Source organism: Cytobacillus oceanisediminis (assembly GCF_007830235.1).
Taxonomy (GTDB): domain Bacteria; phylum Bacillota; class Bacilli; order Bacillales; family Cytobacillaceae; genus Cytobacillus; species Cytobacillus oceanisediminis.
In genome coordinates this window covers 1-25,563 of sequence record NZ_VLKI01000011.1, presented here as the reverse complement: position 1 = coordinate 25,563, position 25,563 = coordinate 1, and the positions used below count along the sequence as shown (strand labels likewise).

Genomic DNA, 25,563 nt, shown 5'->3' with positions numbered 1-25,563 from the left:
AAAATCCTTTCCGTTTGGGAAAGGATTTTTTTATGAATGCATTTTTCCTGTAATATCCTGATTGGTTCTATACCAGAGCCATAAATCATTTATAACTGATGCGAGCTCGGAAATTTCGCTGTTTAGTTTGCACGATCTTTCGAAATTGCCTTCATCCGACAGCTCAGCCTGTTTCCTGTTTATATTCGCTTCAAGCTCAGCAATTCGATCTGGAATACTGCCTCTAATTCTTTCCCACTGAAACAAAATCACCTGCTGCGTTTTCCGGGAATATTCATCCCATTCGCGGTCAAAATCCGGAATAGGGATGCCAAGCCGATTATCTTGTGAAAAATGCTCCTCCATTATAAAGCCCCCAAACAATGATCTTGCTTTCATTTTACTATAAAGCTATTAAAGCTTCCATGAGTTATTATGTTTAAGGCTAAAAAGCTCGCCATTCAAGGGGCGTCATAGAGGGGTTTTAAAGTTTTTTTGTTAATTTTTATACATTTTTAAGAATAGCTATTGATTTTTAAAACAAAGGTTGTTAAAGTAAGAGAATAATAAATGAATAAAAACATAATTTTGTTGTATATTTATACGTATATTCACGAGGAGGAAATATAAATGTCAAATAATAAAGTAGTTCTAGCTTACTCAGGCGGTTTAGATACATCAGTTGCTATTAAATGGCTTCAGGAACAAGGTTATTCAGTCGTTGCCTGCTGCCTGGATGTCGGTGAAGGAAAAGACCTGAACTTTATCCAAAAAAAAGCTTTGTCTGTTGGAGCGGTCCAGTCATATGTAATTGATGCGAAAGAAGAGTTTGCTAATGAATATGCACTTGTTGCACTTCAGGCACATGCACTTTATGAAAATAAATATCCATTGATTTCTGCTCTTTCACGTCCGCTGATTGCCAAAAAGCTAGTTGAAGTGGCAGAAAAAGAAGGCGCTGTTGCTGTTGCACATGGATGCACAGGTAAAGGGAACGACCAGGTTCGTTTTGAAGTAGCCATTCAGGCTCTAAATCCTGACCTACAGGTATTGGCTCCGGTTCGTGAGTGGAGCTGGTCACGTGAAGAAGAAATTGAATATGCAAAACAAAATGATATTCCAATTCCAATCAACCTGGATTCTCCATACAGCATTGACCAAAATTTATGGGGAAGAAGCAATGAATGTGGAGTGCTTGAAGATCCATGGGCAGCTCCTCCGGAAGATGCATACGATTTAACAGTTTCATTGGAAAAAGCTCCTGATAAACCTGATACTGTTGAAATCGGATTCGAAAAGGGAGTTCCGGTCAGCTTAAATGGAAAAGCAATGCAGCTTTCCGAGCTTATTGTCGAACTGAACGAGCTTGCTGGCAAACACGGTGTTGGACGTATTGATCATGTAGAAAACCGCCTTGTCGGCATCAAATCCCGCGAGGTTTACGAATGCCCGGGTGCAATGACATTGCTTAAAGCTCATAAAGAGCTAGAAGATTTAACACTAGTAAAAGAAGTGGCTCACTTTAAACCGGTTATAGAGAAAAAAATTGCTGAGCTTATTTATGAAGGCCTGTGGTTCTCACAGCTGAATAATGCATTGGCTGCATTCCTTAAGGAAACGCAGAGCTTCGTTACAGGTACAGTAAGAGTCAAGCTGTTTAAAGGGCATGCTATTGTAGAAGGCAGAAAATCTCCGTATTCTCTATATGATGAAAAACTGGCTACTTATACATCTGAGGATGAGTTTGACCATAATGCGGCAGTTGGCTTTATCAAGCTATGGGGCTTGCCGACTAAAGTTCAAAGCATCGTACAAAACAAGAAGGTGACAGTGTGAAAAAATTATGGGGCGGCAGATTCACGAAATCTGCTGAAGAATGGGTAGATGAATTCGGAGCCTCGATTTCATTTGACCAGGAATTAGTAATGGAAGATATAGAGGGAAGCATGGCCCATGTTGCCATGCTTTCCAAAACGGGAATTATTACAGAGGACGAAGCAGCTAAAATTAAAAATGGCCTGCAGCAGCTGAAGGAGAAAGCTGCTAATGACGAACTGTCTTACTCCGTAAAACTGGAAGACATCCATTTAAATCTTGAAAGCTACCTGACTGAATTGGCAGGGCCGGTCGGTGGAAAGCTCCATACAGCAAGAAGCCGAAATGACCAGGTGGCAACCGATATGCACCTATACTTGCGCAAACAGGTTAAGCTGATTGTTGAATTGATTAATGAAATGCAGGAAGAGCTGATTGAGCAGGCTGGAAAAAATGTAGAAACCATTATGCCAGGATATACACATCTGCAAAGAGCCCAGCCGATTTCCTTTGCACATCATTTAATGGCCTACTTCTGGATGCTCGAGCGCGATAAAGAACGCTTTGCAGAAAGCTTGAAACGAATCAATCTTTCTCCGCTGGGTGCCGGTGCGCTTGCCGGAACGACTTTTCCGATCGACCGCGAGTATTCTGCTGATCTGCTCGGTTTTGAAGGCATCTATGAAAACAGCCTTGATGCTGTCAGCGATCGAGATTTTATCCTTGAATTCTTATCATCAAGCTCCATTCTGATGATGCATCTTTCTCGCCTAAGCGAAGAATTCATCCTTTGGTCAAGCCAGGAATTTCAATTCATTGAATTGGATGACAGCTTTGCGACAGGCAGCAGCATTATGCCGCAGAAGAAAAATCCTGACATGGCTGAGCTTATACGCGGCAAAACCGGACGTGTATACGGAAACCTAATGGGTTTGCTTACGGTGCTAAAGGGTCTGCCACTTGCCTATAACAAGGATATGCAGGAAGACAAGGAAGGCATGTTTGACACGGTTAAAACTATTACCGGATCACTAAAAATCTTTGCCGGAATGATCCGTACGATGAAGGTAAAAAATGAGCAAATGGAAAAAGCGACAAAAAATGATTTTTCCAATGCCACTGAATTGGCTGATTACCTATCAGATAAAGGAATTCCCTTCAGGGAAGCCCATGAGGTCGTCGGCAAGCTTGTACTTACTTGTGTAGAAAAAGGCTGCTTCCTTGGAGATTTGCCGCTTGATGAATTTAAGAAGGCCAATACATTGTTCGAAGAAGATATATATGAAGTCCTGGATCCTTATACAGCTGTCAAAAGAAGAAATAGCGCTGGGGGAACCGGCTTTAAGCAAGTGAATATTGCTATTGAAAAAGCTAAGAAGTTCCTTGCGAAAAAAGAGCAGGATGTGAACTAATTATTATTTCTATATAAAAGAAAGGACGCTGTTTTTAAAACAGCGTCCTTTCTTTTATATAAGGCTTACTCATCTTCTTTATCCGTTCTTACAACGAGGACATCACAGCGGGCATAGCGGGTAATATGTTCAGAAACACTGCCGATCAGGAATCGTTCAACTGCATTCATGCCGGTAGCACCGCAAATGATTAAGTCCACGTTATGCTTTCTGGCAACATCTTTTGGAATCTTCACTTTTGGAGAACCGTAATCGATTTCGAATCTTACATTTTCAATACCAGCCTCCATTGCAGTTCTTTTATATTTTTCCATTAATTCAGTTGCAAAGCGGTCAGCTCTTTCAGCAATCGTGCGGTCATAAGCTTCTACAGTGGCAAAAGTGCGGGTATCAATAATATGTGCCAATACCATAGAGGCATTATTCCGTTTAGCAATTTCAATTGCTTTTTTAAACGCCCATTCTGCTTCAGTTGAACCATCTACGGCAACTAATATGTTCTTATACTTCATGCCCATTTTAATCTCCTCCTTTACCTATATTATACAGCTGCCAAATGTGAATATCTGTAACAAAAAATCGAACAATAGTAAAGCTGATGAAAAATTTTTAAAAAGGAGCAGATGACATGGAAAAGCGGGAACCGAAAGCACAGTCACCATATTTATACGATGAGCAGGGTACGAATGAGGTAAGCGCACAAATTATGAATGCCTATAACAGCGGTGTTATTGACCAGTCGAACGCGCATTTTGACATGGAAGCACAGGAACGCAATGAAGGAAGATTACAATAAAGAAGATTCCAAAAAGCTGTCATGACGATGACAGCTTTTGTTTTTGTTGTCTTTTTAATTGGCGGCGATCTTTTAATCTTATATATCTGTGAAAAATAAAATATCCGAAACCAGTTAAGAAAAACGAGAGGAATCCGGGTGAGATAAGATCGGGCAGGGCAAGATATACCAGTGCGCCGAAAATGATCGCTATAAGCCCTTCTCGGTTCTGATCAGATTGGCTGATAAACAGCTTTGTTAGATGTTCTTCTGAAAGAGTGCCTTTTTTTACGAATATAAAGTCTGCTATGATAACAGCGGAAATCGGAATAATAAAAATACCGAGTATGGATATATATTCCTGTGCTTTATTCACAACTGCAGGAAAACAGCTGAGAACAACGGCAGCAGCTCCAAATATAAGTGTACTTTTTACTCTGCCCAGGTTTTGAAAGATATTTAATAGGCTAAATCCACCTGTATAAGCGTTGTTCATGTTTATGGAAAGCATGGATGTCATGGCACAAATAAAAATGAGAAGCAATACCCAGCTGGAGGACGCAAGGCTGCTAGCCGAAACAAAGGGATTCCATTCACCGAATAGGGATGCGGATAAAGCTCCCAGTATAGCAGTAATGGAGAAGCCAAATGTGTTGCCTGCAAACAATCCCCAAAAGGATCCTTTTGCTGATGCAGCATAACGGGCCATATCGGAAGATGCGCTCACCCCGGAAACATATTGAATAAAAACAAGAGATGAATACAGAAAGAACGATCCAAAGCTCCATTGAGAATGCGATAAGAAGCCAAAAGATTGGATGCTGGAAAGTTCTTTTATAAAAAGTACAAAAAGGACAACCTGCCCAATGATTAAAAATGGCATAAAATATTTTATAGCTTTCTTGACTGCATCAAAGCCAATCAAGGCAAGCAAACCCATCAATCCTGCCAGAAGTACCGATACAAGCACTAACGGCAGCTTAATTTCAAAAGCTTTCTCCAGCAAACTGATCAGGACTGCAGATCCGCCGATTGCCTGGACAGAGAACCAATAAAGGGACGTCACCGATCGGATAGGAGAAGAGATATACCTTGCCGCAGCAGTGCCAAGTATGGATCTAATGGCAAACTGGGCTGGTATTCCATGCCTGGAGCCAGGCAGTGATAACAAAGACACAAAAAGGAAAGCAGCGGCAGCCCCCATAATCGTTGATGCAACAGCCGCAAAAAAGGAGAGGCCGCCCGTCAAAACAGCGAGCGCGGGAACAAGAAAATTTCCGGAATTAACGGAAAAAGCCGCCTGCAAATAAAAATAATCATACCATTTGGTCGTTTTTAATTCGGCAGGAACCGCCTCCAGACCGAATCTTTCTATGGATGGAAATAAGGTTGACTGCTTTTTATCGGAAGATGGCATTAGAAAATTCCTTTCTTAAAATACATTAATTTCATTCTACCTGAGGACATTCCAGAAAGGGCAATATTTTTGCCCCACTGGTATATTTTCCGATAGAAAAGCCAAATAAGTGGATAAAGAATTCTATTTTACAGGAGGTATGCATCATGCGTATCGGGGTACCGAAAGAAGTAAAAAACAATGAAAACAGGGTAGCAATGACGCCGGCTGGTGTCGTCAACCTAATCCGCTTTGGGCACGAGGTTTACATTGAAACTGGTGCAGGAACAGGTTCGGGCTTTCTCGATGAAGACTATGTAAATGCTGGGGCAAAAATTGTTCAAACTGCAGAAGAAGCGTGGTCAATGGAGATGGTTATGAAGGTAAAAGAGCCGCTTCCAAGTGAATATGCCTATTTCCGTGAAGGGTTAATTCTGTTTACATATTTACATTTGGCTGCAGAACCTGAACTGACACGGGCTTTGATTGAGAAAAAAGTGGCCGGCATTGCCTATGAAACCGTCCAACTTCCAAATCGGACACTACCCTTGCTTACTCCAATGAGTGAAGTAGCCGGGAGGATGGCAGCCCAGGTTGGGGCACAATTTTTAGAAAAGGTATACGGAGGAAAAGGAATTCTGTTATCGGGGGTACCGGGTGTCCAGCGCGGAAAAGTAACAATTATCGGTGGCGGTGTCGCGGGAACCAATGCGGCAAAAATGGCCATTGGCCTTGGGGCAAAGGTTACGATTATCGATCTAAACCCTGAACGTCTTCGCCAGCTTGATGATATTTTTGGAAAAGAAGTGACAACACTAATATCAAATCCTTACAACATTGCGGAAGCTGTTAAGGAGTCTGACCTAGTGATCGGGGCTGTCCTGATTCCCGGGGCAAAAGCGCCAAAGCTTGTAACAGAGGAAATGATCAAGACGATGAGCTACGGCTCTGTTGTTGTGGATATTGCCATTGACCAGGGCGGGATTTTTGAAACAACTGACAAAATTACAACACATGATAATCCAACCTACGAAAAGCATGGTGTAGTCCATTATGCTGTTGCAAATATGCCTGGTGCTGTTCCGCGCACTTCGACACTTGCATTGACAAATGTAACGGTCCCGTATGCAGTTCAAATTGCCAATAAAGGCTACAAGCAGGCATGCTTGGAGAACGAGGCCCTAATGAAGGGCATTAACACATTGAACGGCTATGTGACATACAAAGCAGTAGCCGAAGCACATAATCTTGACTATTCAGATACCAGGACGCAGCTGGTGCAGCAATAAATGAACAAATCCGGAGTCTTAAACCTCCGGATTTTTTATGGGTTTCTCTGGGCGGGCTGAACAGTATTTACATGAGGGATCACTGCATGCACTTTCTTTCCACTCGTTGCAGGAAGGGCAGAGTGTGGCATCAAAATGATCCGAATAGACCAGCGGGCCTTTGCATTTTCGGCATCCTGCTGGATCTGTTATATTTCCTTCGTATTCTTTGCCATCCACAAAAAGAATCCCTTTTTCAAGATCGTATTTGATTTTCATAGCCTACTTGATGATTTGAAGTTCTTTCGGAAACTTGGTCAGAGTTTCGACTCCGTCTGCTGTTACGGCAAGGTCGTCTTCAATCCGGACGCCGGCAACGCCTGGAACATAGATGCCCGGTTCAATCGTGAAAACCATGCCTTCCTCAAGGAGAAGTGAATTGGTTTCGGTTAACGAAGGGTATTCATGCACGCTTACACCAAGTCCATGGCCCAATCGATGTGGAAAATAATCTCCATAGCCGGCTTCTGCAATCAGATTTCTTGCCGTTAAGTCTATTTCAGAGCAAGGCACTCCCGGCTTACTTGCTTCAACAGCCGCAAGCTGTGCCTTTAAAACGGTATCATAAATCTCCTTTTGTTTATCGTTAATATCACCGTATGCAACGGTTCTTGTGATATCTGAACAGTATCCATTCCAGACAACACCCAGGTCAAAAAGCACTAAATCCCCTTTTTGGATTTTTGTCATTCCAGGTGTTCCATGAGGGGAAGCTCCATTTGCACCTGTAAGCACCATTGTAGAAAAAGACATTTCGTTTACGCCTTTTTTCTTTAAAGCATATTCAACAGCAGCTAATACCTCAAGCTCTGTTTTTCCTTCCTGGATTTCAGCACAGCCTGTTTCGATGGCAAAGTCAGCCAATGCACAGGCTTCGCGAATGATTTCCATTTCCTTTTCGTCTTTGACCATTCGAAGCTTCCGGAGTTTTTCTTCTGCTGAAACAAATGCTGCTCCTCTGAACAGATTTGAAATTGCTTCATATCGTTCCACATTCATATGTTCTTTTTCGATAGCTGCTTTTTCCACTTTGCCCATTCTGCTATGTATGGATTTCTGAATAAATTCCCATGGGTTTTGGATATCGCTGTAGCCAATGATTTCGTGGCTCCAGCCTGCGTTTTTGGCATCCTCTTTTTCCATGGCCGGGCATACAAGGAAAGGCTCTTCATCCTGAAAAACGGCCAGCCCAAGCAAGCGTTCGTGCGGATCGCTTAAAAAGCCGCTCAAATAAAAGACATTATCTGGTGATGTCACAAAGCTGACTTGTATATCATTATCCTTCATCCACTGTGATAGTTTCTGTAATCTGTTGTTCATACTGAACCTCCTTATGTACTGTTACCTTGAGAGTAGCAACTAAATAAGAAAAAGTAAACTTTTTAATGGCTATTAATTTGGGTATATATTTAAATTGGAGGCAGGATTAACCCGTTTTTCGTTGAAGTAAAATTACATAACATGATTTTTGAGAGGAGCAATAAAATGAAAGTATCGTATCATGGCCATTCAGTTGTTAAAATTGAATCAAAGGGAAAAACAATTTTAATCGACCCATTTATTACAGGCAATGGGCTGACAGATTTAAAAGCGGATGAGCAGAAACCTGATGTTATTATTGTCACACATGGGCATGGTGACCATCTTGGCGACACGATTGAACTGGCAAAACGCAATGACTCTCTTGTCATTGCCAACTTTGAGCTTGCCACTTACTTAGGCTGGCAGGGAGTGAATGCACATGGCATGTCTATCGGCGGAGGCTATGATTTCGATTTTGGAAGAGTAAAGCTAACCCCTGCATTCCATGGAACAGGCCTTGAGACTGAAAATAATGAGATCATTTACCTTGGAATGCCTGCAGGCGTACTCATCACTTTAGAAGGAAAAACGATTTACCATGCAGGGGATACAGGGCTTTTCTCTGACATGAAACTAATCGGCGACCGCCATCCAATTGACCTGGCATTCCTGCCGATCGGCGACAATTTTACAATGGGTCCGGATGATGCGTCATACGCTGCCAAGCTTTTGGGTGCCAAAAAGGTAGTGCCGATTCATTTCAACACTTTCCCGCCAATCAAGCAGGATCCGCATAAATTCACAAGCATGCTAGAGAATGGCGTAGGCCAGGTGCTCGAAGCAGGAGAAATCATCGAATTATAATGGTAAAAGCGCAGCTTCTGCTATGGCAGGCTGCGTTTTTCTATGAGATTTAGCATGGAAATTAAGTTTTATCAATGAAAAAATCAATATATCAACGAAATGTCAGATTATATCAACGAAAATTTAAATATATCAACGAAAATAATAATTCACCGTATTCTATTTTCGGAAGCCAGCCCCAATCTAAAAAAATCATTTTCCTTGCCTGTCCGCATACATTTTAAAGAGGATGTTATAAAGGAGGAAGCCAAGATGAACAAAAATCGATATTTACTATGTCTGCTGCTGTGCGGGTTGATGCTTTATTATGCTGCGCCAAGGCTTGGCGTTTTTAATGGCGGAACAGAAGGGGTTTTTGCAATTAGCTGGCTGGCATTTGCCCTATTTGTCATCGCCGGAAATCTGACTGCTTTGCTGTATGCTCCGAAAAAAGCGGCAGATGCCCAAAAACGCACACGCCAAATGATGGCCAAAAAGAGAGTCCGCTCGTTCAGCAGATAAGGTTAGATTTCCATTAGTGGTTTTATTTCACTGATGGTTAGTCACGCGAGTGTCGGTAAGATATTCGTTTTCTCTGGAGTCAAACCGACACTGCGAGCCTAATTAATTCAACTGAACCTTTGAAAAGACCAAAGAGAATATCACTGTAGCTCACCAATCGGGCTTTTGCGGGAAATTGGCTCATCCGATTTTCTCTCTCTTTACATTTTCGTCTACCAAATGAATGAGAACGAATGCGGGATAGACCAATAATGCCGAAGTCAATTGTATCAAGGCCTTTTTACCCTTATAATGAAAATATAGGAATAATTTGTAGAGGGTGAAAGTCTTGGCTACTAAGCATGAGCAAATTTTACAATACATTGATGAACTGCCGGTAGGGGAAAAGATATCAGTCAGACAGATCGCCAAGGCGCTTGCAGTCAGTGAAGGGACTGCTTACAGAGCGATTAAGGATGCAGAAAATAAAGGGTATGTGAGCACGATTGAACGTGTGGGCACGATACGCATAGAACGCAAAAAGAAAGAGAATATCGAGAAGCTGACTTTTGCAGAAGTTGTTAATATTGTTGATGGCCAGGTGTTGGGCGGAAGAGCCGGCCTTCACAAAACGCTAAACAAGTTCGTTATTGGGGCCATGAAGCTTGAAGCGATGATGCGGTATACAGATGCCGGAAATCTGTTGATTGTCGGAAACAGGACTCAGGCCCATGAACTGGCATTGAAGGCAGGAGCTGCGGTTTTAATAACAGGCGGCTTTGATACCGAAGACCACGTTAAGAAGCTGGCTGATGATCTCCAGCTGCCGGTCATCTCAAGCAGCTATGACACATTCACCGTCGCGACAATGATTAACCGCGCAATTTATGACCAGTTGATTAAAAAAGAAATTGTTCTTGTGGAGGACATTCTAACCCCTCTTCATGAAGCAATTGTCTTAAAAACGACTGACACTATTGCGGATTGGCTGAAGTACAACCGCGAAACCAATCATAGCCGTTTTCCGGTGGTCGACCATAACTTGAAGGTTCAGGGAGTGGTTACATCCAAGGATATTATGGGCCATGATACGGAAATGCCTATTGAAAAAATCATGACCAAAAACCCAATGACTGTTGGCGGCAAAACAAGCGTAGCTTCTTCCTCCCATATGATGGTTTGGGAAGGCATTGAACTTCTTCCTGTTGTAGATGAAGCGAACAAATTGGAGGGCATTGTAAGCAGGCAGGATGTGCTAAAAGCACTGCAAATGATTCAGCGCCAGCCGCAAGTGGGTGAAACCATTGATGATATCGTCACAAACCAGCTTGTGCTGACAAGAGGCAAAACGAAAGGCGAGGATGTTTATCGCTGTGAAGTTACGCCGCAGATGACCAACCATCTTGGAACGATTTCTTATGGAGTATTTACGACAATCGTTTCTGAAGCAGCAAACAGAGTTTTAAGAAGCTATAAAAAAGGGGATCTGGTTGTAGAAAATATGACGATCTATTTCATTAAGCCCGTACAGATCGACAGCACGCTTGAGATCTATCCAAAAGTACTGGAAGTAGGACGCAAATTCGGGAAAGTGGATGTGGAAGTATTTAATGAAGGTGTCCTCGTTGGCAAGGCCATGATGATGTGCCAGCTGATTGACCGGCATTAATTGAAAAATGGAGCCCGGTAGAGGCTTTGGGCATAAGAAAAGCCGTTCCCACCGGAAACGGCTTTTTTTAAATCTTAATTTAAGCAATAGGCCTGCCATCGCTCTTCTTAATTCTTCCTTGCTTCCTCAGCTTCTTTTGCTGCGTGAGGCAGGTAAAACTTATAGGCTTTTATGCCGCCCCAAATGCTTAATCCTCCAACAAGGATAAAAATAATACCGACAATAAGCGCTGTGGTTGTATCATATAAAAACAGCTGATTTAACCCAAAGAAAGCAACGAATGCACCAAGAGCCATTTTAGACTTCGCTGAGATCCAATGTCTTTCAGCCGGCTGCTTACTTCTGAAGAGTTTGATTTTGTAGAAAATATAGAAAGAAAAAGAGATAATGATCAGGATTACAAAGATAGGCATATCGTAACCTCCAAGTTTCGACAATCTCTTATTATTCTACCTTCATAATTGAAAAAATGCCATAAGTGTGCTGAGTTTTCTTTTTCTTTTTCACCATGATGTGGTAAAAATAAAGTATTCCGAATAAAAGGAGCGCGCCATGAAACAAAAGATACTTGATGAAATTAAAAAATATGAAACGATCATTATTCATAGGCATGTCCGTCCCGATCCGGATGCGTACGGGTCACAGGGAGGACTTGCTGAAATCCTGAAGGCTTCGTTTCCTGAAAAAAATATTTTCACTGTAGGCAAGGAAGAAGAAACACTTCATTTTATGAGAAGACTCGATGAAATACCTGATGATACATATAATGAGGCACTTGTAATTGTCTGTGATACGGCAAATGCTGAGCGTATATGTGATGGCAGATACGATCAGGGCGACAAGCTAATTAAAATTGACCATCATCCGAATATGGATCCATATGGAGACATGATGTGGGTCGATACAGATGCAAGCTCAACCAGTGAATTGATTTATGAATTTTACCTTTTTGGAAAAGACCAGGGCCTAAAGATCTCTGATGAAGCTGCAAGACTATTATTTGCTGGCATTATAGGGGACACCGGCCGCTTTCTTTATCCAAGCACAACAGAAAAAACATTTGCTTACGCAGGAGAGCTGATTCACTATAATTTTTCGCGGCCTGAACTTTTTAATAAAATGTATGAGCTAAAAGCGAATATTGTTAAATTAAAGGGCTATGTACTGCAAAACTTTGAAATGAAAAAATATGGGGCGGCTATAATGGTTCTGAAAAAAGAACTGCTTGAGGAGTTTCAGGCAATACCATCGGAAGCTTCCCTTCTTGTAAGTGTCCTTGGGGATGTAAAGGGAATAAAAGCGTGGGTTTTCTTTATTGAGGAAAGTGATCAAATCCGTGTCCGCTTCCGGTCAAAAGGTCCGATTATTAATGAGATTGCTAGAAAGTATAAAGGCGGGGGCCATCCGCTTGCTGCCGGCGCATCGATTTATTCATGGGATGAACTGGATTCAGTAGTAAGGGATTTGGAGGAAACCTGCAAAGAAAACTAGTATGGATTGCCCGGCTTTTCGCCGGGCCTCAATCCAGCATAATATTCAATTCGATCGAAACAGTTGTGTAGATCACCATCTCTTTTACTTCAACTCGATATCTTTTTTCATTCACTCTATGTGTTCTATTTTCTATTATTTTTTTGATCAATTCACTGCTTTTATAAACAGTATCAATATCTTTGGCCACCATCATGCTAATGTCCTCTTTAATATCATCTTCAAGCTGAAAGACACTGAAAGAATCCAGCTTATATTTCTCGCCGTTTACAATCTTGATGGTAATATCCTGGACAGTCAGCTTTTTCTGATTTTCTTTATTAAGCTTTTTAAATTCCTCCTGCCAAATTTCTTTATCCTTTTCCAATTCATAAATGGTGTCTTTTTGCAGCTCGATTTCCTTGCTGTATCTTTCCTGCCATTCACCAAAAATATATAAAAAAATAAACCAGCTGATCATGCCCCCTATAGCCATGCCCGCAAAAAAACGCTGCCAGGAAGGCAGGCGGTAGTATGGCGGGATTCTCATGATGAAATATGCTCCTGTGTCAGCCAGTTAATAAGCATGGCACCGGTTTGGGCTCCTCCAAGAGCAGAAAGAATTAACATAAACTGTTTAAATATATCTTTAGTCTGTCCATCCAATACACCCTTTTCGAAGCTGTAAACTGTATCAAAGGTGCCTCCGATTGCTGCAATGATGGCCCAAATACGAATCATGTTGGAAATCTTGAAGACTTCATTCAAAGGCGGCTTGCCCGTCAAAAAAGCCGCCAATCCTCCAATGATTGAACCGCCTATTAAAACACCGAGAGCAATGAAATAACTCTCAATTAGAGTAGAAAAAAAAGGCTGGGTTTTCATTTCATCCATCCTAACTGCAGGGGGGGAATCCTGCCTGAATTATCTTGATACTTCATCATATGGACAAACTTTGGAAAATATGTTTTTAGCTGCTTTTAATAAAAGGCTTTAATAATGCTAATACCTTACTTTGCACCGTATTGATTGAAACAGAAGGCGCGAGATCCTCCAAACTGCATTCGCATTTTCTTCGTGCGGTGTTTGTTCGAGGAAGCCTATTCAAAGTCCTGCAGGAGTTACGTACCCAAGGAAGACCCCGCAGGTGTAAAACGCCGAGGAGCGTCGGAAGCCCGCGGTTCACTGAGTGCCTGCAGCGGAAATCAACACTCAGGTTAACAGCCATCCATGCAAAATTTTTCCTGCATAAGGGGTTGAAAAAAAGCTACCCAAACATTCAGGGTACAGACTTATAAAAAGAGAACATATTTTCTTTTTGGAAACGGGCGTTCTATAATAAAGTGAAACTGTGATCAGCGGGGAGGCCTTATTCCCCGCTGGTCACTAGTTGAACCAATCGGGCGTTGGCCCTATCTATTCTTTGAAACTTGCTCAAGTCTAAAATGGGGCTTACTGCCCGTTAGACTGCAATAAAAATAGCAGAGAAATTAAGGGTGTGAGAAACGTGTCATTTATTCATCTTCATGTATATAGCGCTTATAGCCTGCTGTCCAGCACAGCAAGGATAGAGCAGCTGGTTACAAGTGCCAGGGAAAAGGGGTTTTCCGCTCTGGCTTTAACAGACAAAAATGTCATGTATGGTACGGTCGCCTTTTATAAAGAGTGCTTAAAGCAATCCATTAAGCCAATCCTGGGCTTAACTGTGGATGTACTGAGTGAGGCGGATGAAGGCGAGGCTTATCCAATTGTCCTTCTGGCCAAAAACCAGCAAGGGTTTCAAAATCTATTAAAAATCACAAGCACAGTCCAGACAAAATCACCGGAAGGAATTCCGGTTAAGTGGCTAAAGCATTATGCTGGCGGCCTATTCGCCTTAACACCTGGATTCGAAGGCGAGATTGAGAGATATCTGGTGACTGGAGAATTCGAAAAAGCCAAAGAGACTGCTGAACTTTTTAGTGTGATTTTTGAAAGAAACTCATTTTTTCTTTCCTTGCAGGAGCATGGATTGCCTGAGGAGAAAATAATTCAGGAAGGCCTGGCCCGGCTCTCAGCAGAAACAGGCATTGAGCTGGCGGCAGCCAATAGTGTTTACTATCTGAAGAAGGAAGACGCTTTTTCCCATGAATGCCTGCTGGCCATAAAAAATGGGGAGAAGCTGCAGGATGAAGGCAGAGAACGCCTGGCAAGTGATGAATACTACTTAAAAACTTCGCGGGAAATGGTAGAGTTATTGTCCGGATACCCGGATGCTTTGGAGAATACCATTAAGATTGCCGACCAATGCAACGTCATGCTCGAGTTGAACAAACAGAACCTTCCGAAGTATCCCGTTGAAAGAGGTTTAAGTGCAGATGGGCTATTAGAGGAAATTTGCTGGCAAGGCTTTGCTGAAAGATATCCTTATGCAGAAGTTGAACATAGCGACCGCTTAAAATACGAACTGAAAATAATAAAAGAAATGAAATTCAGCGATTATTTCCTAATTGTCTGGGATTTTATGAGATTTGCCAGGGACAATGGCATTCTAACAGGCCCTGGGCGGGGTTCGGCTGCTGGTTCGATGGTTGCTTATGTACTGTACATAACAGATGTGGATCCAATCGAGCATAAGCTGCTGTTTGAACGATTCCTTAATCCGGAAAGAATATCCATGCCTGATATTGATATCGATTTTCCAGATCACAGAAGGGATGAGGTGATCCAGTATGTATCCAAAAAATATGGAGAGCTGCATGTTGCCCAGATCCTTACGTTCGGAACACTGGCGGCAAAAGCGGCTTTGCGGGATGTCGGCAGGGCATTTGGGTTAAATCCAAAAGAGTTAGACATTCTGTCGAGAAAAATTCCTTCCAAACTGGGTATCAATCTTAAAGAGGCTTACAAAGAGTCTGAACCACTGAGAAGGTTCACTCAAGAATCTGAATTAACCCGCAGGCTATTCGAAACAGCCCTTAAACTGGAAGGACTGCCGAGGCATACCTCTACACATGCTGCTGGAGTTGTTATCAGCGAGCATCCCCTTGTAGAGGCGATTCCAATTCAAAAAGGCCATGAAAATGTCTATTTGACTCAATATTCAATGGAGCATCTGGAGGATGTCGGCTTATTGAAAATGGACTTCCTTGGGCTCAGGAACCTGTCATTGATTGAAAATATTTTAAGCTCGATCCAGAGAAAAACAGGTAAACGAATTGATATCAAAAGGATTCCGCTGGATGATGCAGCGGTGTATAGCCTTCTTGGAAAAGGGGACACAACCGGTATTTTTCAGCTTGAATCAGCGGGGATGAGAAGTGTCCTGACCAGGCTGCTGCCAACCCGTTTTGAAGATATTGTAGCTGTCAATGCGCTTTATCGTCCGGGGCCAATGGAAAATATCCCGCTTTTTATCGACAGAAAGCATGGACGGCAAGAAGTATCTTACCCCCATCCCGATTTAAAGCCTATTCTTGAAAATACTTACGGAGTTATTGTCTATCAGGAGCAAATTATGCAAATTGCCGCCAAAATGGCAGGCTTCTCGCTGGGAGAGGCAGATTTGCTGCGGCGGGCAGTCAGCAAAAAGCAAAAAGAAGTGCTTGACCGCGAGCGCAGCCATTTTGTGGGCGGGGCCTTAAAAAAAGGGTACAGTGAACCAACTTCCAATGAAATTTATGATTTGATCGTACGTTTTGCGAACTACGGCTTTAACCGAAGCCATGCTGTCGCTTACAGTTTTATAGCTTACCAGCTTGCGTATTTGAAAACCCATTATCCGCTGCACTTCATGGCTTCCCTTCTGACATCAGTTATCGGCAATGAAGGGAAAATTGCCCAATATATCCGAGAGCTAAAGCAGATGGGCTTATCCATCCGTTCTCCTTCTATCAATCAAAGCGGCTATTCCTTTTTAGTTGAAAAAGACTCGGTCAGATACAGTCTTGCAGCTATTAAAGGAGTAGGGGCAGCGGCATTAAAAGATATTTTTCAAGCCAGAAAAAATAAGCGGTTTGATGATTTATTCGATTTCTGTATAAGAGTATCAACTAAAGCTGTGAATCGGAAAGTTCTGGAAGGTTTAGTCCATTCAGGCTGCTTTGACGAGTTTGGTGAAGACAGAGCTGTCCTGCTTGCCAGCCTCGATGTTGCTGCAGAACATGCCCAGCTGGTTAAACCGGAAGACGATCAGTTCGATTTCTTTGAAGACGATGAATTTTTTCCAAAACCAAAATATACTCAAGTGGATCCTATACGGCCTGAGGATAAGCTGAAATTCGAAAAAGAAGTCCTTGGCCTGTATTTATCCGACCATCCTGTTTCAATATATGAACCCCATTTTACCCTGCTGGGAGCTGTTCCGCTGTTGGAGCTTGAACCTTCAACCAAAAAGGCGAGGGCAGTTGTATATGTGTCGGATGTAAAGAAAATCCGCACGAAAAAAGGGGAGCCAATGGCTTTTCTTTCCTTAAGCGACCAATCGGGGGATATGGAGGCCGTCGTATTTCCCAAGATTTTTAATCGTTATTCGGTTCTATGTTCTCAGGGAAACATTATTTTTTTGGAAGGAAAAATGGAAGAGCGGGAAGGAGAGAGGCAGCTGATCGTGCAGCACCTTGAGGCTGCAAAGGAAGCTATTGAAAGAATGGAAAACATGGATCCGGTTTTGTATCTGCGAATTACAAAGGAAAAAGAAGCAGCAGACAATCTGCGTTTCCTTAAGGAATTATTTAAGAAAAATGAAGGATCTATACAGGTTGTGCTATATTACGAAAGCACCCAAAAAAGTATTCGTCTTGGAGAAGAGGACCTGGTTAAGCCATCGGATGAATTTATGAACCAGCTAATTAATCTACTGGGAAAGAATAACGTGATTTTAAAGTAGTTTCCCTTTACAACAATAACAATTATGGTATATTTGTAAGAAGAAAATAAACTGGTCTGACCACTATAAAAAATAAGAACAAGCTAATCTATAAGATAAAAAATAGCTGTGAATGATGGAGCCTGCACGCATTATTGCGCGGATTCGTTATCGTGCCGGTGATCCGGCCATTTAGAAATGGTTCATTATGCTATGTTAATATATACAAAGTCCTGTCCGTCTGCGGATAATTGAGGAGTGAATATTTTGACCTTACGTGAAGAAGCCCTTCATATGCATAGAGTTAATAAGGGGAAATTGGAATCAAAATCAAAAGTACAGGTGCGCAATGCGAGAGATTTGAGCCTTGCCTACTCTCCTGGTGTCGCCGAGCCTTGCAAGGAGATTTACGATAAGCCTGAGACTGTATATGAGTATACAATGAAAGGCAATATGGTCGCTGTGGTTTCCGATGGTACAGCTGTGCTTGGACTGGGGAACATTGGACCTGAAGCTGCTCTGCCTGTTATGGAAGGAAAGGCTGTTTTATTCAAGAGTTTCGCAGGAGTAGATGCTTTCCCAATCTGTCTGAACACTACAGACGTCGATAAAATTGTTGAAACGGTCAAGCTTCTTGAGCCGACTTTTGGAGGCGTGAATCTTGAAGATATTGCTGCTCCTCATTGCTTTTATGTAGAGGAGCGTTTAAAGAAGGAAACAAATATCCCTGTATTCCATGATGACCAGCATGGCACTGCGATTGTGACGGTTGCAGGCCTTGTGAATGCATTAAAGCTTTCCGGCAAAAAAATGAATGAAATCAAGGTTGTTGCGAACGGAGCGGGAGCAGCAGGCATTGCGATTATTAAGCTTCTGTACAGTTACGGTGTCCGCGACATTATTATGTGCGATACAAAGGGCGCTATTTATGAAGGCCGTCCTCAGGGCATGAATGAGATTAAAAATGAAGTAGCGAAATATACAAATCGAGACGATGTAAAAGGCAGTCTAGCTGATGTTATAAAAGAGGCAGACGTATTCATCGGGGTATCGGCAGCAGGAGCATTAACCGCGGAAATGATCAGCACAATGAATCAGGACCCGATTATATTCGCCATGGCTAATCCCACTCCTGAGATTATGCCTGATGAAGCAAAGGCAGCCGGGGCAATGGTAGTCGGAACAGGAAGATCAGATTTTCCTAACCAGGTGAATAATGTATTGGCATTCCCAGGGATTTTCCGTGGAGCATTGGATGTAAGGGCTACTCATATCAATGAGAAAATGAAGGTAGCTGCGGTAGAAGCAATTGCAGGCTTGATTAAAGAGGACGAACTTAATGCTGATTATGTCATTCCAGGGCCATTTGATCCGCGTGTGGCACCAGAAGTTGCGGCTGCAGTGGCTAAAGCAGCAATGGAAACGGGAGTTGCACGTATTAAGGTTGATCCTGATGAAGTGAAGGAAAAAACGAGAAGTCTTGCGGTCATTGGAAAAGGTGAGTGATTCCATACGTGAATTCACCCCAAAATAATACGAAGGTCTATATCGAAATAGTAAAACAGCTTAGGTTCATGATCCAGCATGATGGCCTTAAGCCTGGAGATAGATTGCCTTCCGAACGAGAGCTTTCAGAGCGCCTGGGTGTCGGGCGCTCTTCCGTTCGGGAAGCTTTAAGGGCCCTTGAACTTCTTGGTTTAATCGAAACAAGGAGAGGCGAGGGTACTTTTATCAGGGACTTCAGAGGAAACCAGCTTGTACAGCTGCTCAGTACATTTATTCTTCAGGACCAAAAAGCAATTCGGGATGTAAAAGAGACAAAGTTTCTGATTGAGCTGGATTGTTTATGGCTAATCATTCAGAAGGCTGAAAAGGACCAGCTCCTTAAGTTCAAAAATTGGGCTCTGGAGGCAGATTACACAGATGATGAGTTTTTCCTGGAGGTTGTCACCCTTGCGGACAATCATCTTTTTCTACGGATATGGATGATTTTAAAAGATTATTATAATTCCTTAGAGTTAAAGAAAATGATCGTGTCCCAAACAGAGTACGCTGAGCTTATTGATACATTAATTTCTAAGAATGAATCTGAAGTTATTCGTGTATATAAAAACTTAAGAAAATTGTCGAAAGGTTAACGACAATTTTTTGCAGATTTTACAGCTGCTATACTCTATATTAAAAGAATCAGACAAGCAGTATATGAGCCTATGATATAGGCATTCATTTTTAAATTAGTGGTCTGACCACTGTTGAAATTATGGAAAATGATTCGGTTTTTTTCTAACAGCAATATTCAGGGAGGTTTCATCTTGCTTAAAGATATTTTTACAAAGACGAAGAAAAAGAAATATGCAACCATTCCATCGGAAACGGCAAAGCAGGATGTGCCGGAAGGAATCATGACCAAGTGTCCAAATTGCAAAAAAATCATGTATACTAAGGAGCTTGTCAAAAACTTAAAGGTTTGTTTCAACTGCCATTATCATCATTCAATGAACTCAAAAGAGCGATTGGCAAGTTTTTTGGATTCCAATAGCTTTGAAGAAATTAATGCAAATATGATTTCTGAAAACCCTCTGAACTTCCCGGACTATATTGAAAAACTTGAAAAGGATCGGGAAAAGACAAAAATAAATGAGGCGGTTGTCACTGGAACAGGCACTGTTAATGATCAAAAAATAGTAGTGGCAGTGATGGATTCTACGTTCAGGATGGGAAGTATGGGATCTGTAGTCGGCGAGAAAATCACCCGTGCCATCGAAAAAGCTGATGAATTAGCTGTTCCTTTTATTATTTTTACTGCTTCAGGGGGTGCGAGGATGCAGGAAGGGGTCCTCAGCCTCATGCAAATGGCCAAAACGAGTGTAGCCTTAAAAAGGTTCAGTGATAATGGCGGACTGATTATTTCCATTATGACTCACCCGACCACAGGCGGCGTGTCAGCAAGCTTTGCTTCCCTCGGAGATTATAATTTGGCTGAACCGGGTGCTTTGATCGGTTTTGCCGGCCGTCGAATCATTGAGCAAACAATCCGGGAAGAATTGCCGGAGGATTTCCAGACAGCTGAGTTCTTATTGAAACACGGCCAATTGGATGCAGTCATTTCAAGAACTGAATTAAAGGAAAAGATATCAGCGATTTTATCAATACACCAACCAGGAGGTGACTTCCAATGGCAGGAGAATTAGAATTTGAGCGTCCGGTAACGGAGCTGAAAAAAAAGATTGCAGAATTGAAAGAGTTTACGAAAACGGCCGATGTGGATCTGTCCTCTGAGATAGAGAAACTGGAAGCACGCTTGGAAAAATTAGAAACGGACATATATGAAAATATGAAACCTTGGGATCGTGTGCAGATTGCCCGCCATCCAGCACGGCCAACTACACTGGACTATATTTCATATCTTTTTGAGGACTTTTTCGAATGCCACGGGGACCGTGCGTTTGGGGATGATGAAGCGATTGTCGGCGGTATAGCGAAATTTAAAGGCCTTCCGGTGACAGTTATCGGGCATCAGCGCGGAAAAGATACGAAAGAGAATATTCGCAGAAACTTTGGAATGCCTCATCCAGAGGGATACCGTAAAGCGTTAAGGCTTATGAAGCAGGCGGATAAGTTCCGAAGGCCGATTATTTGTTTTATTGATACGAAAGGCGCTTATCCTGGCAAAGCAGCCGAGGAACGTGGACAGAGCGAAGCGATCGCCAAAAACCTATTTGAAATGGCCAGCTTAAAGGTTCCTGTCATTTGCATCGTCATTGGTGAAGGCGGAAGCGGCGGTGCGCTTGCACTGGGTGTGGGCAACCATATTCATATGCTGGAAAACTCTACTTATTCTGTTATCTCTCCTGAAGGTGCTGCTGCCATTCTTTGGAAAGATGCTTCTCAGGCTAAAAAAGCAGCAGAATCAATGAGAATTACCGCGCCGGATTTAAAAGAACTTGGCGTTGTGGATCAGATTATTGACGAGGTAAAAGGCGGGGCCCATAAAGATGTTAAAACCCAGGCAGCAGAAATTGAATCTGTTCTTTATAACTCTTTAAGGGATTTAATGAGTTTGTCGGAAGAACAATTGGTTGACCACAGGTACAACAAGTTCAAATCTATTGGTGAATATTCGTTTTTAAAGGAATTTATTGGGGTAAAATAAAACGTGCTTTCGGGCACGTTTTTATTTTATGAATGTGCTCGATCCCAGTTGAATTGACAAAAATCACTGCTTTTCCAATATAAAACGCTTCCAGTTCACCGACAATTCTGTCTTTGATTTAAATCGTCTGATTAAGTTGAGATGCTTCCTTCTTCATGGTATTTTAGAAATATTCACAAGCGTTTTGTTCATAATAAGATAAGCAGCCATGCGGCTTTACATAAAGAGCCTATCATTACATACAAATTATGTTCGGTCATTATTAAAGAAAAATATTTAGGCTGGTGAAAGCAGCGCTATAAACAACACGCTTTTTCATCTTTATATAAAAACTAATCTGGGGTGGTTATTTTGAAAAGAATAGGAGTATTAACAAGCGGAGGCGATTCGCCGGGCATGAACGCTGCTGTTCGTGCGGTTGTCCGTAAAGCTATATATCATAATATCGAAGTTTATGGCGTTTATGGCGGGTATTCAGGATTGATGACCGGGAATATTAAAAAGCTTGACCTGGGTTCTGTTGGCGACATTATCCATCGCGGGGGAACCGTATTGCATTCTGCAAGAAGCGAAGAGTTTAAAACGAAGGAAGGCCAGCAAAAGGGCATTGAACAAATGAACAAGCACGGCATTGATGGACTGGTAGTTATTGGAGGAGATGGTTCATACCGCGGGGCAAGAGCGCTGACTGAACAAGGCTTCCCATGCGTTGGCGTCCCTGGCACCATTGATAATGACATTCCGGGGACTCAGTACACAATCGGCTTTGACACCGCATTAAATACGGTTATTGATGCGATTGATAAAATCCGTGATACAGCTACTTCACATGAAAGAACGTTTATCATTGAAGTAATGGGAAGAGATGCGGGAGATATTGCTCTTTGCGCAGGTTTAGCCGGAGGAGCCGAAACCATCCTGATTCCTGAAGAAGGCTATAATATGGACGAAATAGCTGACCGCCTAAAAAAAGGGCATGAACGCGGCAAAAAGCACAGTATCATTGTGGTTGCGGAAGGTGTTTGCAGTGGAGTAGATTTTGCCAAGCAGATCAAGGAAACAACAAACTTTGATACTCGCGTATCTGTACTAGGGCATATGCAGCGTGGAGGATCACCAACAGCTTTTGACCGTGTACTTGCAAGCCGTCTAGGGGCGCGTGCAGTAGAATTGCTTATTGAAGGCAAAGGCGGACGCGCAGTCGGGATTGAAAACAATAAGCTTGTTGACCATGATATTATCGAAATTCTAGATAGAGAGCACACACTTGATTTAGACCTTTATAAATTGTCAAAAGAACTTTCCATCTAACTTTTTTGTTATTATAAAACCAAACAAGCAGACATGCCCTACAAGCTGCCTGCTAAATTAAGCTTCATTCATATCAGGAGGTAGAATTATATGCGTAAAACGAAAATCGTTTGTACAATTGGCCCTGCCAGTGAAAGTGTTGAAAAGTTAACACAGCTGATCGAGGCAGGCATGAATGTGGCCCGTTTGAATTTTTCCCATGGTGATTTCCAGGAACATGGCCAGCGGATTCAAAATATTCGTGGAGCAGCAAAAAGCACTGGTAAAACGGTAGCAATCCTTTTGGATACAAAGGGCCCGGAAATACGTACGAACAATATGCGTGAGGGTGCGATTGAGTTAAAAGCAGGGGAAGAAATTATCATTTCCATGAATGAGGTTGAGGGAACACCTGAGAAGTTTTCTGTTACATATGCCGGCCTTATTGAAGATGTTCATACTGGAAGCAAAATTTTGCTTGATGACGGGCTAATCGGCCTGGAAGTTACGAAGATAGATAAAGCAAATAGTGAAATCTATACAAAAATATTAAATAGCGGAACATTGAAGAATAAAAAAGGCGTAAATGTTCCTGGAGTATCTGTGAATCTGCCTGGAATTACAGAAAAAGATGCGCAGGATATTCTGTTTGGAATTGAACAGGGAGTAGACTTTATTGCAGCATCATTTGTCCGCAGGGCGTCAGATGTATTGGAAATCAGACAGCTTCTTGAAGAGCACAATGCGGCCCATATTAACATCATTCCTAAGATTGAAAACCAGGAAGGCGTTGATAATATCGACGAAATCCTTGAGATCTCAGATGGTCTGATGGTAGCGCGCGGTGACCTTGGTGTTGAAATTCCTGCAGAGGAAGTTCCTCTTGTGCAAAAGAAATTAATTAAAAAATGCAATGCACAGGGCAAACCTGTAATTACTGCCACACAAATGCTTGATTCCATGCAGCGGAATCCGCGTCCTACGCGTGCGGAAGCCAGTGACGTAGCGAATGCCATTTTTGATGGAACGGATGCCATCATGCTATCAGGCGAAACAGCTGCGGGGTCTTACCCTGTTGAAGCGGTTCAAACGATGCACAACATTGCATCCAGAGCAGAGTCTGCACTGGATCACAAAGAAATTTTATCCAACCGCAGCAAAGATAATGAGCATAATATTACAGATGCCATTGGACAATCGGTTGCGCATACGGCATTGAACTTGGATGTAAACGCGATTATCACACCGACTGAGAGCGGCCATACAGCAAGAATGATTTCTAAATACCGTCCTAAAGCTCCAATTGTAGCTGTAACATCCAATGACCATGTATCACGCCGTCTTTCTCTAACATGGGGCGTATATCCTCAAATTGGTCAAAGAGCAACTACAACAGATGATATGCTTGATATTGCTGTTGAAGAAAGCTTGAACAGCGGAATTGTTGCTTCTGGGGATTTGGTGGTCATTACTGCAGGAGTCCCTGTTGGTGAAGCTGGCACGACTAATCTGATGAAAATTCATGTTGTCGGCGATGTCCTCGCAAAAGCACAAGGCATTGGGCGCAAATCTGCTTTCGGTAAAGTTGTTATTGCCAGAAATGCAGAGGAAGCACTTGCGAAGGTTACGGAAGGATCTATCCTGGTAACAATCGGTTCGGACCGTGAAATGGTTCCGGCAATTGAAAAATGCAGCGCACTTATTACAGAAGAAGGCGGCCTAACAAGCCATGCAGCAGTTGTTGGGCTTAATATTGGTATTCCAGTCATTGTAGGAGTCGAAAGAGCGACAACCCTGTTAAAAGACGGACAGGAAGTGACAGTTGACTCCCAGCGTGGTGTTATCTATAACGGACACGCCAGCGTACTATAGGTTTTCACTTTGAAAAGGAAGGGGCTGCCCTTCCTTTTTTTGAATGTTTCATCTGAAAAGCGAATACAATGAAAAAGAGGATGGACTAATTGTTATAGGTGCCGTTCATTATTTGGTATAATAAACTTAAGTCTTAAACTAAAAGAGGTGGCAACATGCGCTACATTCTCTTGTTGCTGATAATTGTTCCAGCGGCTGAAATAGGGGTATTGCTATTATCGGGAAATACAATCGGTCTATGGCCTACTCTGATAATCATCATATTCACAGGCATTCTAGGAGCTTATCTGGCTAAAAAGCAAGGCCTGGAAACAATCAGAAAAATGCAGGAACAGCTACGATATGGCCAAATGCCCGGAGACACAATTCTTGATGGAGTATGCATTCTTGTAGGGGGAACTTTGCTGCTTACCCCCGGCTTCATAACAGATGCAGTTGGCTTTACTCTTCTGGCTCCTCCGACAAGAGGGCTTTATAAGCGAATCTTGCTTACCGTGATCAGAAAATGGATGGAAAAGGGTACGATCACTATCCTTAGATAAAAAAGCTGTATATATAAAGAGAAAGCCGCTCCTTTAATCGGGAGCGGCTTTCAGCTTGTAGACAAAGTCTGCTTTACGGACCACGTCTACAAGCTTTTTTTGTATAATGAAGTTGAAAAGATTTTTTGTGGGGGATTCAAATGTTATCAAAACACGTAGAAGATGGAAGAAATCAAATAGAAATGGTCGCTCTTGACCAATTAGTGCCTGAAGATCATCTGGTTAGAAAGATCGAACAAGCTATTGATTTTGAATTCATTTATGACCTGGTAAAAGATAAGTATAGCTTAGACAATGGGAGACCTAGTATTGACCCTGTTGTCCTTATTAAAATGGTGTTCATTCAATATCTTTTTGGCATACGCTCGAT

At 42.3% G+C, this 25,563-nt stretch carries 24 protein-coding genes; 17 read left to right on the top strand and 7 right to left on the bottom strand.

What is annotated here, in order from left to right; genetic code table 11:
- Nucleotides 1–30: 30 nt before the first annotated feature.
- Complete coding sequence (locus IQ19_RS17135) at nt 31–345, bottom strand: hypothetical protein (RefSeq protein WP_144543589.1); 315 nt, start codon at nt 343–345, stop codon at nt 31–33.
- Between the two features lie 264 nt (nt 346–609).
- On the opposite strand from IQ19_RS17135, the gene IQ19_RS17130 reads away from it, so the two are divergent.
- Nucleotides 610–1,815: an argininosuccinate synthase gene (locus IQ19_RS17130; protein ID WP_144543588.1), complete on the top strand. Its 1,206-nt coding sequence runs from the start codon at nt 610–612 to the stop codon at nt 1,813–1,815.
- Complete coding sequence (argH, locus tag IQ19_RS17125) at nt 1,812–3,206, top strand: argininosuccinate lyase (RefSeq protein ID WP_144543587.1); 1,395 nt, start codon at nt 1,812–1,814, stop codon at nt 3,204–3,206. Before IQ19_RS17130 ends, argH begins: the two co-directional genes overlap by 4 nt.
- Before the next feature lie 65 nt (nt 3,207–3,271).
- Here the strand turns inward: argH and IQ19_RS17120 are convergent, their stop codons facing one another.
- Entirely contained in the window at nt 3,272–3,724 is a 453-nt protein-coding gene (locus tag IQ19_RS17120; protein WP_144543586.1) for a universal stress protein, read from the bottom strand.
- A gap of 110 nt (nt 3,725–3,834) precedes the next feature.
- Here IQ19_RS17120 and IQ19_RS28140 point away from each other — a divergent pair, with 110 nt between their 5' ends.
- Nucleotides 3,835–4,002: a hypothetical protein gene (locus IQ19_RS28140; protein WP_199749492.1), complete on the top strand. Its 168-nt coding sequence runs from the start codon at nt 3,835–3,837 to the stop codon at nt 4,000–4,002.
- A gap of 19 nt (nt 4,003–4,021) precedes the next feature.
- On the opposite strand, the gene IQ19_RS17115 is transcribed toward IQ19_RS28140, so the two are convergent.
- On the bottom strand, nt 4,022–5,398 hold the full coding sequence (locus tag IQ19_RS17115; RefSeq protein ID WP_144543585.1) for a purine-cytosine permease family protein: 1,377 nt from the start codon (nt 5,396–5,398) through the stop codon (nt 4,022–4,024).
- A 146-nt stretch (nt 5,399–5,544) separates the two neighbouring features.
- Here IQ19_RS17115 and ald point away from each other — a divergent pair, with 146 nt between their 5' ends.
- Complete coding sequence (gene ald / locus IQ19_RS17110) at nt 5,545–6,666, top strand: alanine dehydrogenase (protein WP_144543584.1); 1,122 nt, start codon at nt 5,545–5,547, stop codon at nt 6,664–6,666.
- Nucleotides 6,667–6,927: 261 nt separating this feature from the next.
- Here the strand turns inward: ald and IQ19_RS17100 are convergent, their stop codons facing one another.
- Nucleotides 6,928–8,025: a M24 family metallopeptidase gene (locus IQ19_RS17100; RefSeq protein WP_144543582.1), complete on the bottom strand. Its 1,098-nt coding sequence runs from the start codon at nt 8,023–8,025 to the stop codon at nt 6,928–6,930.
- Between the two features lie 165 nt (nt 8,026–8,190).
- On the opposite strand from IQ19_RS17100, the gene IQ19_RS17095 reads away from it, so the two are divergent.
- The 3 genes from IQ19_RS17095 (at nt 8,191) to IQ19_RS17085 (ending at nt 11,020) form a co-directional block, all read left to right on the top strand.
- Nucleotides 8,191–8,871, top strand: coding sequence for a metal-dependent hydrolase (locus tag IQ19_RS17095; protein ID WP_144543581.1), 681 nt, complete (start codon nt 8,191–8,193; stop codon nt 8,869–8,871).
- A 252-nt stretch (nt 8,872–9,123) separates the two neighbouring features.
- The gene (locus IQ19_RS17090) at nt 9,124–9,372 is read left to right on the top strand and encodes a hypothetical protein (protein ID WP_144543580.1); all 249 of its coding nucleotides are present in this window, start codon (nt 9,124–9,126) and stop codon (nt 9,370–9,372) included.
- 328 nt (nt 9,373–9,700) lie between these two features.
- Complete coding sequence (locus IQ19_RS17085) at nt 9,701–11,020, top strand: CBS domain-containing protein (RefSeq protein ID WP_144543579.1); 1,320 nt, start codon at nt 9,701–9,703, stop codon at nt 11,018–11,020.
- A gap of 107 nt (nt 11,021–11,127) precedes the next feature.
- Here the strand turns inward: IQ19_RS17085 and IQ19_RS17080 are convergent, their stop codons facing one another.
- On the bottom strand, nt 11,128–11,433 hold the full coding sequence (locus tag IQ19_RS17080) for a YtpI family protein (RefSeq protein ID WP_144543578.1): 306 nt from the start codon (nt 11,431–11,433) through the stop codon (nt 11,128–11,130).
- A gap of 139 nt (nt 11,434–11,572) precedes the next feature.
- Between IQ19_RS17080 and IQ19_RS17075 the strand changes: the two genes are divergently transcribed.
- Nucleotides 11,573–12,511 carry a DHH family phosphoesterase gene (locus IQ19_RS17075; RefSeq protein WP_144543577.1) on the top strand — a complete coding sequence of 313 codons (939 nt, stop codon included), beginning with the start codon at nt 11,573–11,575 and terminating at the stop codon, nt 12,509–12,511.
- A 28-nt stretch (nt 12,512–12,539) separates the two neighbouring features.
- Here IQ19_RS17075 and ytrI read toward each other — a convergent pair whose 3' ends face one another.
- Together ytrI and ytrH are read right to left on the bottom strand one after the other, a co-directional pair.
- Nucleotides 12,540–13,040, bottom strand: coding sequence for a sporulation membrane protein YtrI (gene ytrI, locus IQ19_RS17070; RefSeq protein WP_144543576.1), 501 nt, complete (start codon nt 13,038–13,040; stop codon nt 12,540–12,542).
- Nucleotides 13,037–13,375, bottom strand: coding sequence for a sporulation membrane protein YtrH (gene ytrH, locus IQ19_RS17065; RefSeq protein WP_144543575.1), 339 nt, complete (start codon nt 13,373–13,375; stop codon nt 13,037–13,039). The genes ytrI and ytrH overlap by 4 nt, the downstream gene beginning before the upstream one ends.
- A gap of 622 nt (nt 13,376–13,997) precedes the next feature.
- On the opposite strand from ytrH, the gene dnaE reads away from it, so the two are divergent.
- The 9 genes from dnaE to IQ19_RS17020 all read left to right on the top strand — a co-directional run.
- Nucleotides 13,998–17,357 (top strand): DNA polymerase III subunit alpha, encoded by a 3,360-nt coding sequence (dnaE, locus tag IQ19_RS17060; RefSeq protein ID WP_144543574.1) that lies wholly within the window; start codon nt 13,998–14,000, stop codon nt 17,355–17,357.
- A gap of 246 nt (nt 17,358–17,603) precedes the next feature.
- Nucleotides 17,604–18,842 (top strand): NADP-dependent malic enzyme, encoded by a 1,239-nt coding sequence (gene ystJ, locus IQ19_RS17055; RefSeq protein WP_144543573.1) that lies wholly within the window; start codon nt 17,604–17,606, stop codon nt 18,840–18,842.
- An 8-nt stretch (nt 18,843–18,850) separates the two neighbouring features.
- On the top strand, nt 18,851–19,474 hold the full coding sequence (locus IQ19_RS17050) for a FadR/GntR family transcriptional regulator (RefSeq protein WP_144543572.1): 624 nt from the start codon (nt 18,851–18,853) through the stop codon (nt 19,472–19,474).
- Between the two features lie 174 nt (nt 19,475–19,648).
- The gene (gene accD / locus IQ19_RS17045; protein ID WP_144543571.1) at nt 19,649–20,527 is read left to right on the top strand and encodes an acetyl-CoA carboxylase, carboxyltransferase subunit beta; all 879 of its coding nucleotides are present in this window, start codon (nt 19,649–19,651) and stop codon (nt 20,525–20,527) included.
- Nucleotides 20,512–21,489, top strand: coding sequence for an acetyl-CoA carboxylase carboxyl transferase subunit alpha (gene accA, locus IQ19_RS17040; RefSeq protein ID WP_144543570.1), 978 nt, complete (start codon nt 20,512–20,514; stop codon nt 21,487–21,489). The genes accD and accA overlap by 16 nt, the downstream gene beginning before the upstream one ends.
- A 351-nt stretch (nt 21,490–21,840) precedes the next feature.
- Complete coding sequence (gene pfkA / locus IQ19_RS17035; RefSeq protein WP_144543569.1) at nt 21,841–22,800, top strand: 6-phosphofructokinase; 960 nt, start codon at nt 21,841–21,843, stop codon at nt 22,798–22,800.
- A gap of 90 nt (nt 22,801–22,890) precedes the next feature.
- Entirely contained in the window at nt 22,891–24,651 is a 1,761-nt protein-coding gene (pyk, locus tag IQ19_RS17030) for a pyruvate kinase (protein WP_144543568.1), read from the top strand.
- Between the two features lie 155 nt (nt 24,652–24,806).
- Nucleotides 24,807–25,193 carry an FxsA family protein gene (locus IQ19_RS17025; RefSeq protein ID WP_144543567.1) on the top strand — a complete coding sequence of 129 codons (387 nt, stop codon included), beginning with the start codon at nt 24,807–24,809 and terminating at the stop codon, nt 25,191–25,193.
- Between the two features lie 140 nt (nt 25,194–25,333).
- Nucleotides 25,334–25,563 (top strand): transposase (locus IQ19_RS17020; protein ID WP_199749491.1); only part of this gene is annotated, 230 nt, incomplete at its 3' end.

Excerpts from the sequence above, each read along its gene's own strand:
- ald (WP_144543584.1), top strand. The coding sequence starts at position 5,545 with ATGCGTATCGGGGTACCGAAAGAAGTAAAAAACAATGAAAACAGGGTA.
- IQ19_RS17135 (WP_144543589.1), bottom strand. The coding sequence starts at position 345 with ATGGAGGAGCATTTTTCACAAGATAATCGGCTTGGCATCCCTATTCCG.
- IQ19_RS17075 (WP_144543577.1), top strand. The coding sequence starts at position 11,573 with ATGAAACAAAAGATACTTGATGAAATTAAAAAATATGAAACGATCATT.
- ytrI (WP_144543576.1), bottom strand. The coding sequence starts at position 13,040 with ATGAGAATCCCGCCATACTACCGCCTGCCTTCCTGGCAGCGTTTTTTT.
- IQ19_RS17090 (WP_144543580.1), top strand. The coding sequence starts at position 9,124 with ATGAACAAAAATCGATATTTACTATGTCTGCTGCTGTGCGGGTTGATG.
- IQ19_RS17025 (WP_144543567.1), top strand. The coding sequence starts at position 24,807 with ATGCGCTACATTCTCTTGTTGCTGATAATTGTTCCAGCGGCTGAAATA.
- IQ19_RS28140 (WP_199749492.1), top strand. The coding sequence starts at position 3,835 with ATGGAAAAGCGGGAACCGAAAGCACAGTCACCATATTTATACGATGAG.
- IQ19_RS17115 (WP_144543585.1), bottom strand. The coding sequence starts at position 5,398 with ATGCCATCTTCCGATAAAAAGCAGTCAACCTTATTTCCATCCATAGAA.
- IQ19_RS17100 (WP_144543582.1), bottom strand. The coding sequence starts at position 8,025 with ATGAACAACAGATTACAGAAACTATCACAGTGGATGAAGGATAATGAT.
- IQ19_RS17120 (WP_144543586.1), bottom strand. The coding sequence starts at position 3,724 with ATGGGCATGAAGTATAAGAACATATTAGTTGCCGTAGATGGTTCAACT.
- IQ19_RS17130 (WP_144543588.1), top strand. The coding sequence starts at position 610 with ATGTCAAATAATAAAGTAGTTCTAGCTTACTCAGGCGGTTTAGATACA.
- accA (WP_144543570.1), top strand. The coding sequence starts at position 20,512 with ATGGCAGGAGAATTAGAATTTGAGCGTCCGGTAACGGAGCTGAAAAAA.
- IQ19_RS17095 (WP_144543581.1), top strand. The coding sequence starts at position 8,191 with ATGAAAGTATCGTATCATGGCCATTCAGTTGTTAAAATTGAATCAAAG.
- pyk (WP_144543568.1), top strand. The coding sequence starts at position 22,891 with ATGCGTAAAACGAAAATCGTTTGTACAATTGGCCCTGCCAGTGAAAGT.
- ytrH (WP_144543575.1), bottom strand. The coding sequence starts at position 13,375 with ATGAAAACCCAGCCTTTTTTTTCTACTCTAATTGAGAGTTATTTCATT.
- IQ19_RS17080 (WP_144543578.1), bottom strand. The coding sequence starts at position 11,433 with ATGCCTATCTTTGTAATCCTGATCATTATCTCTTTTTCTTTCTATATT.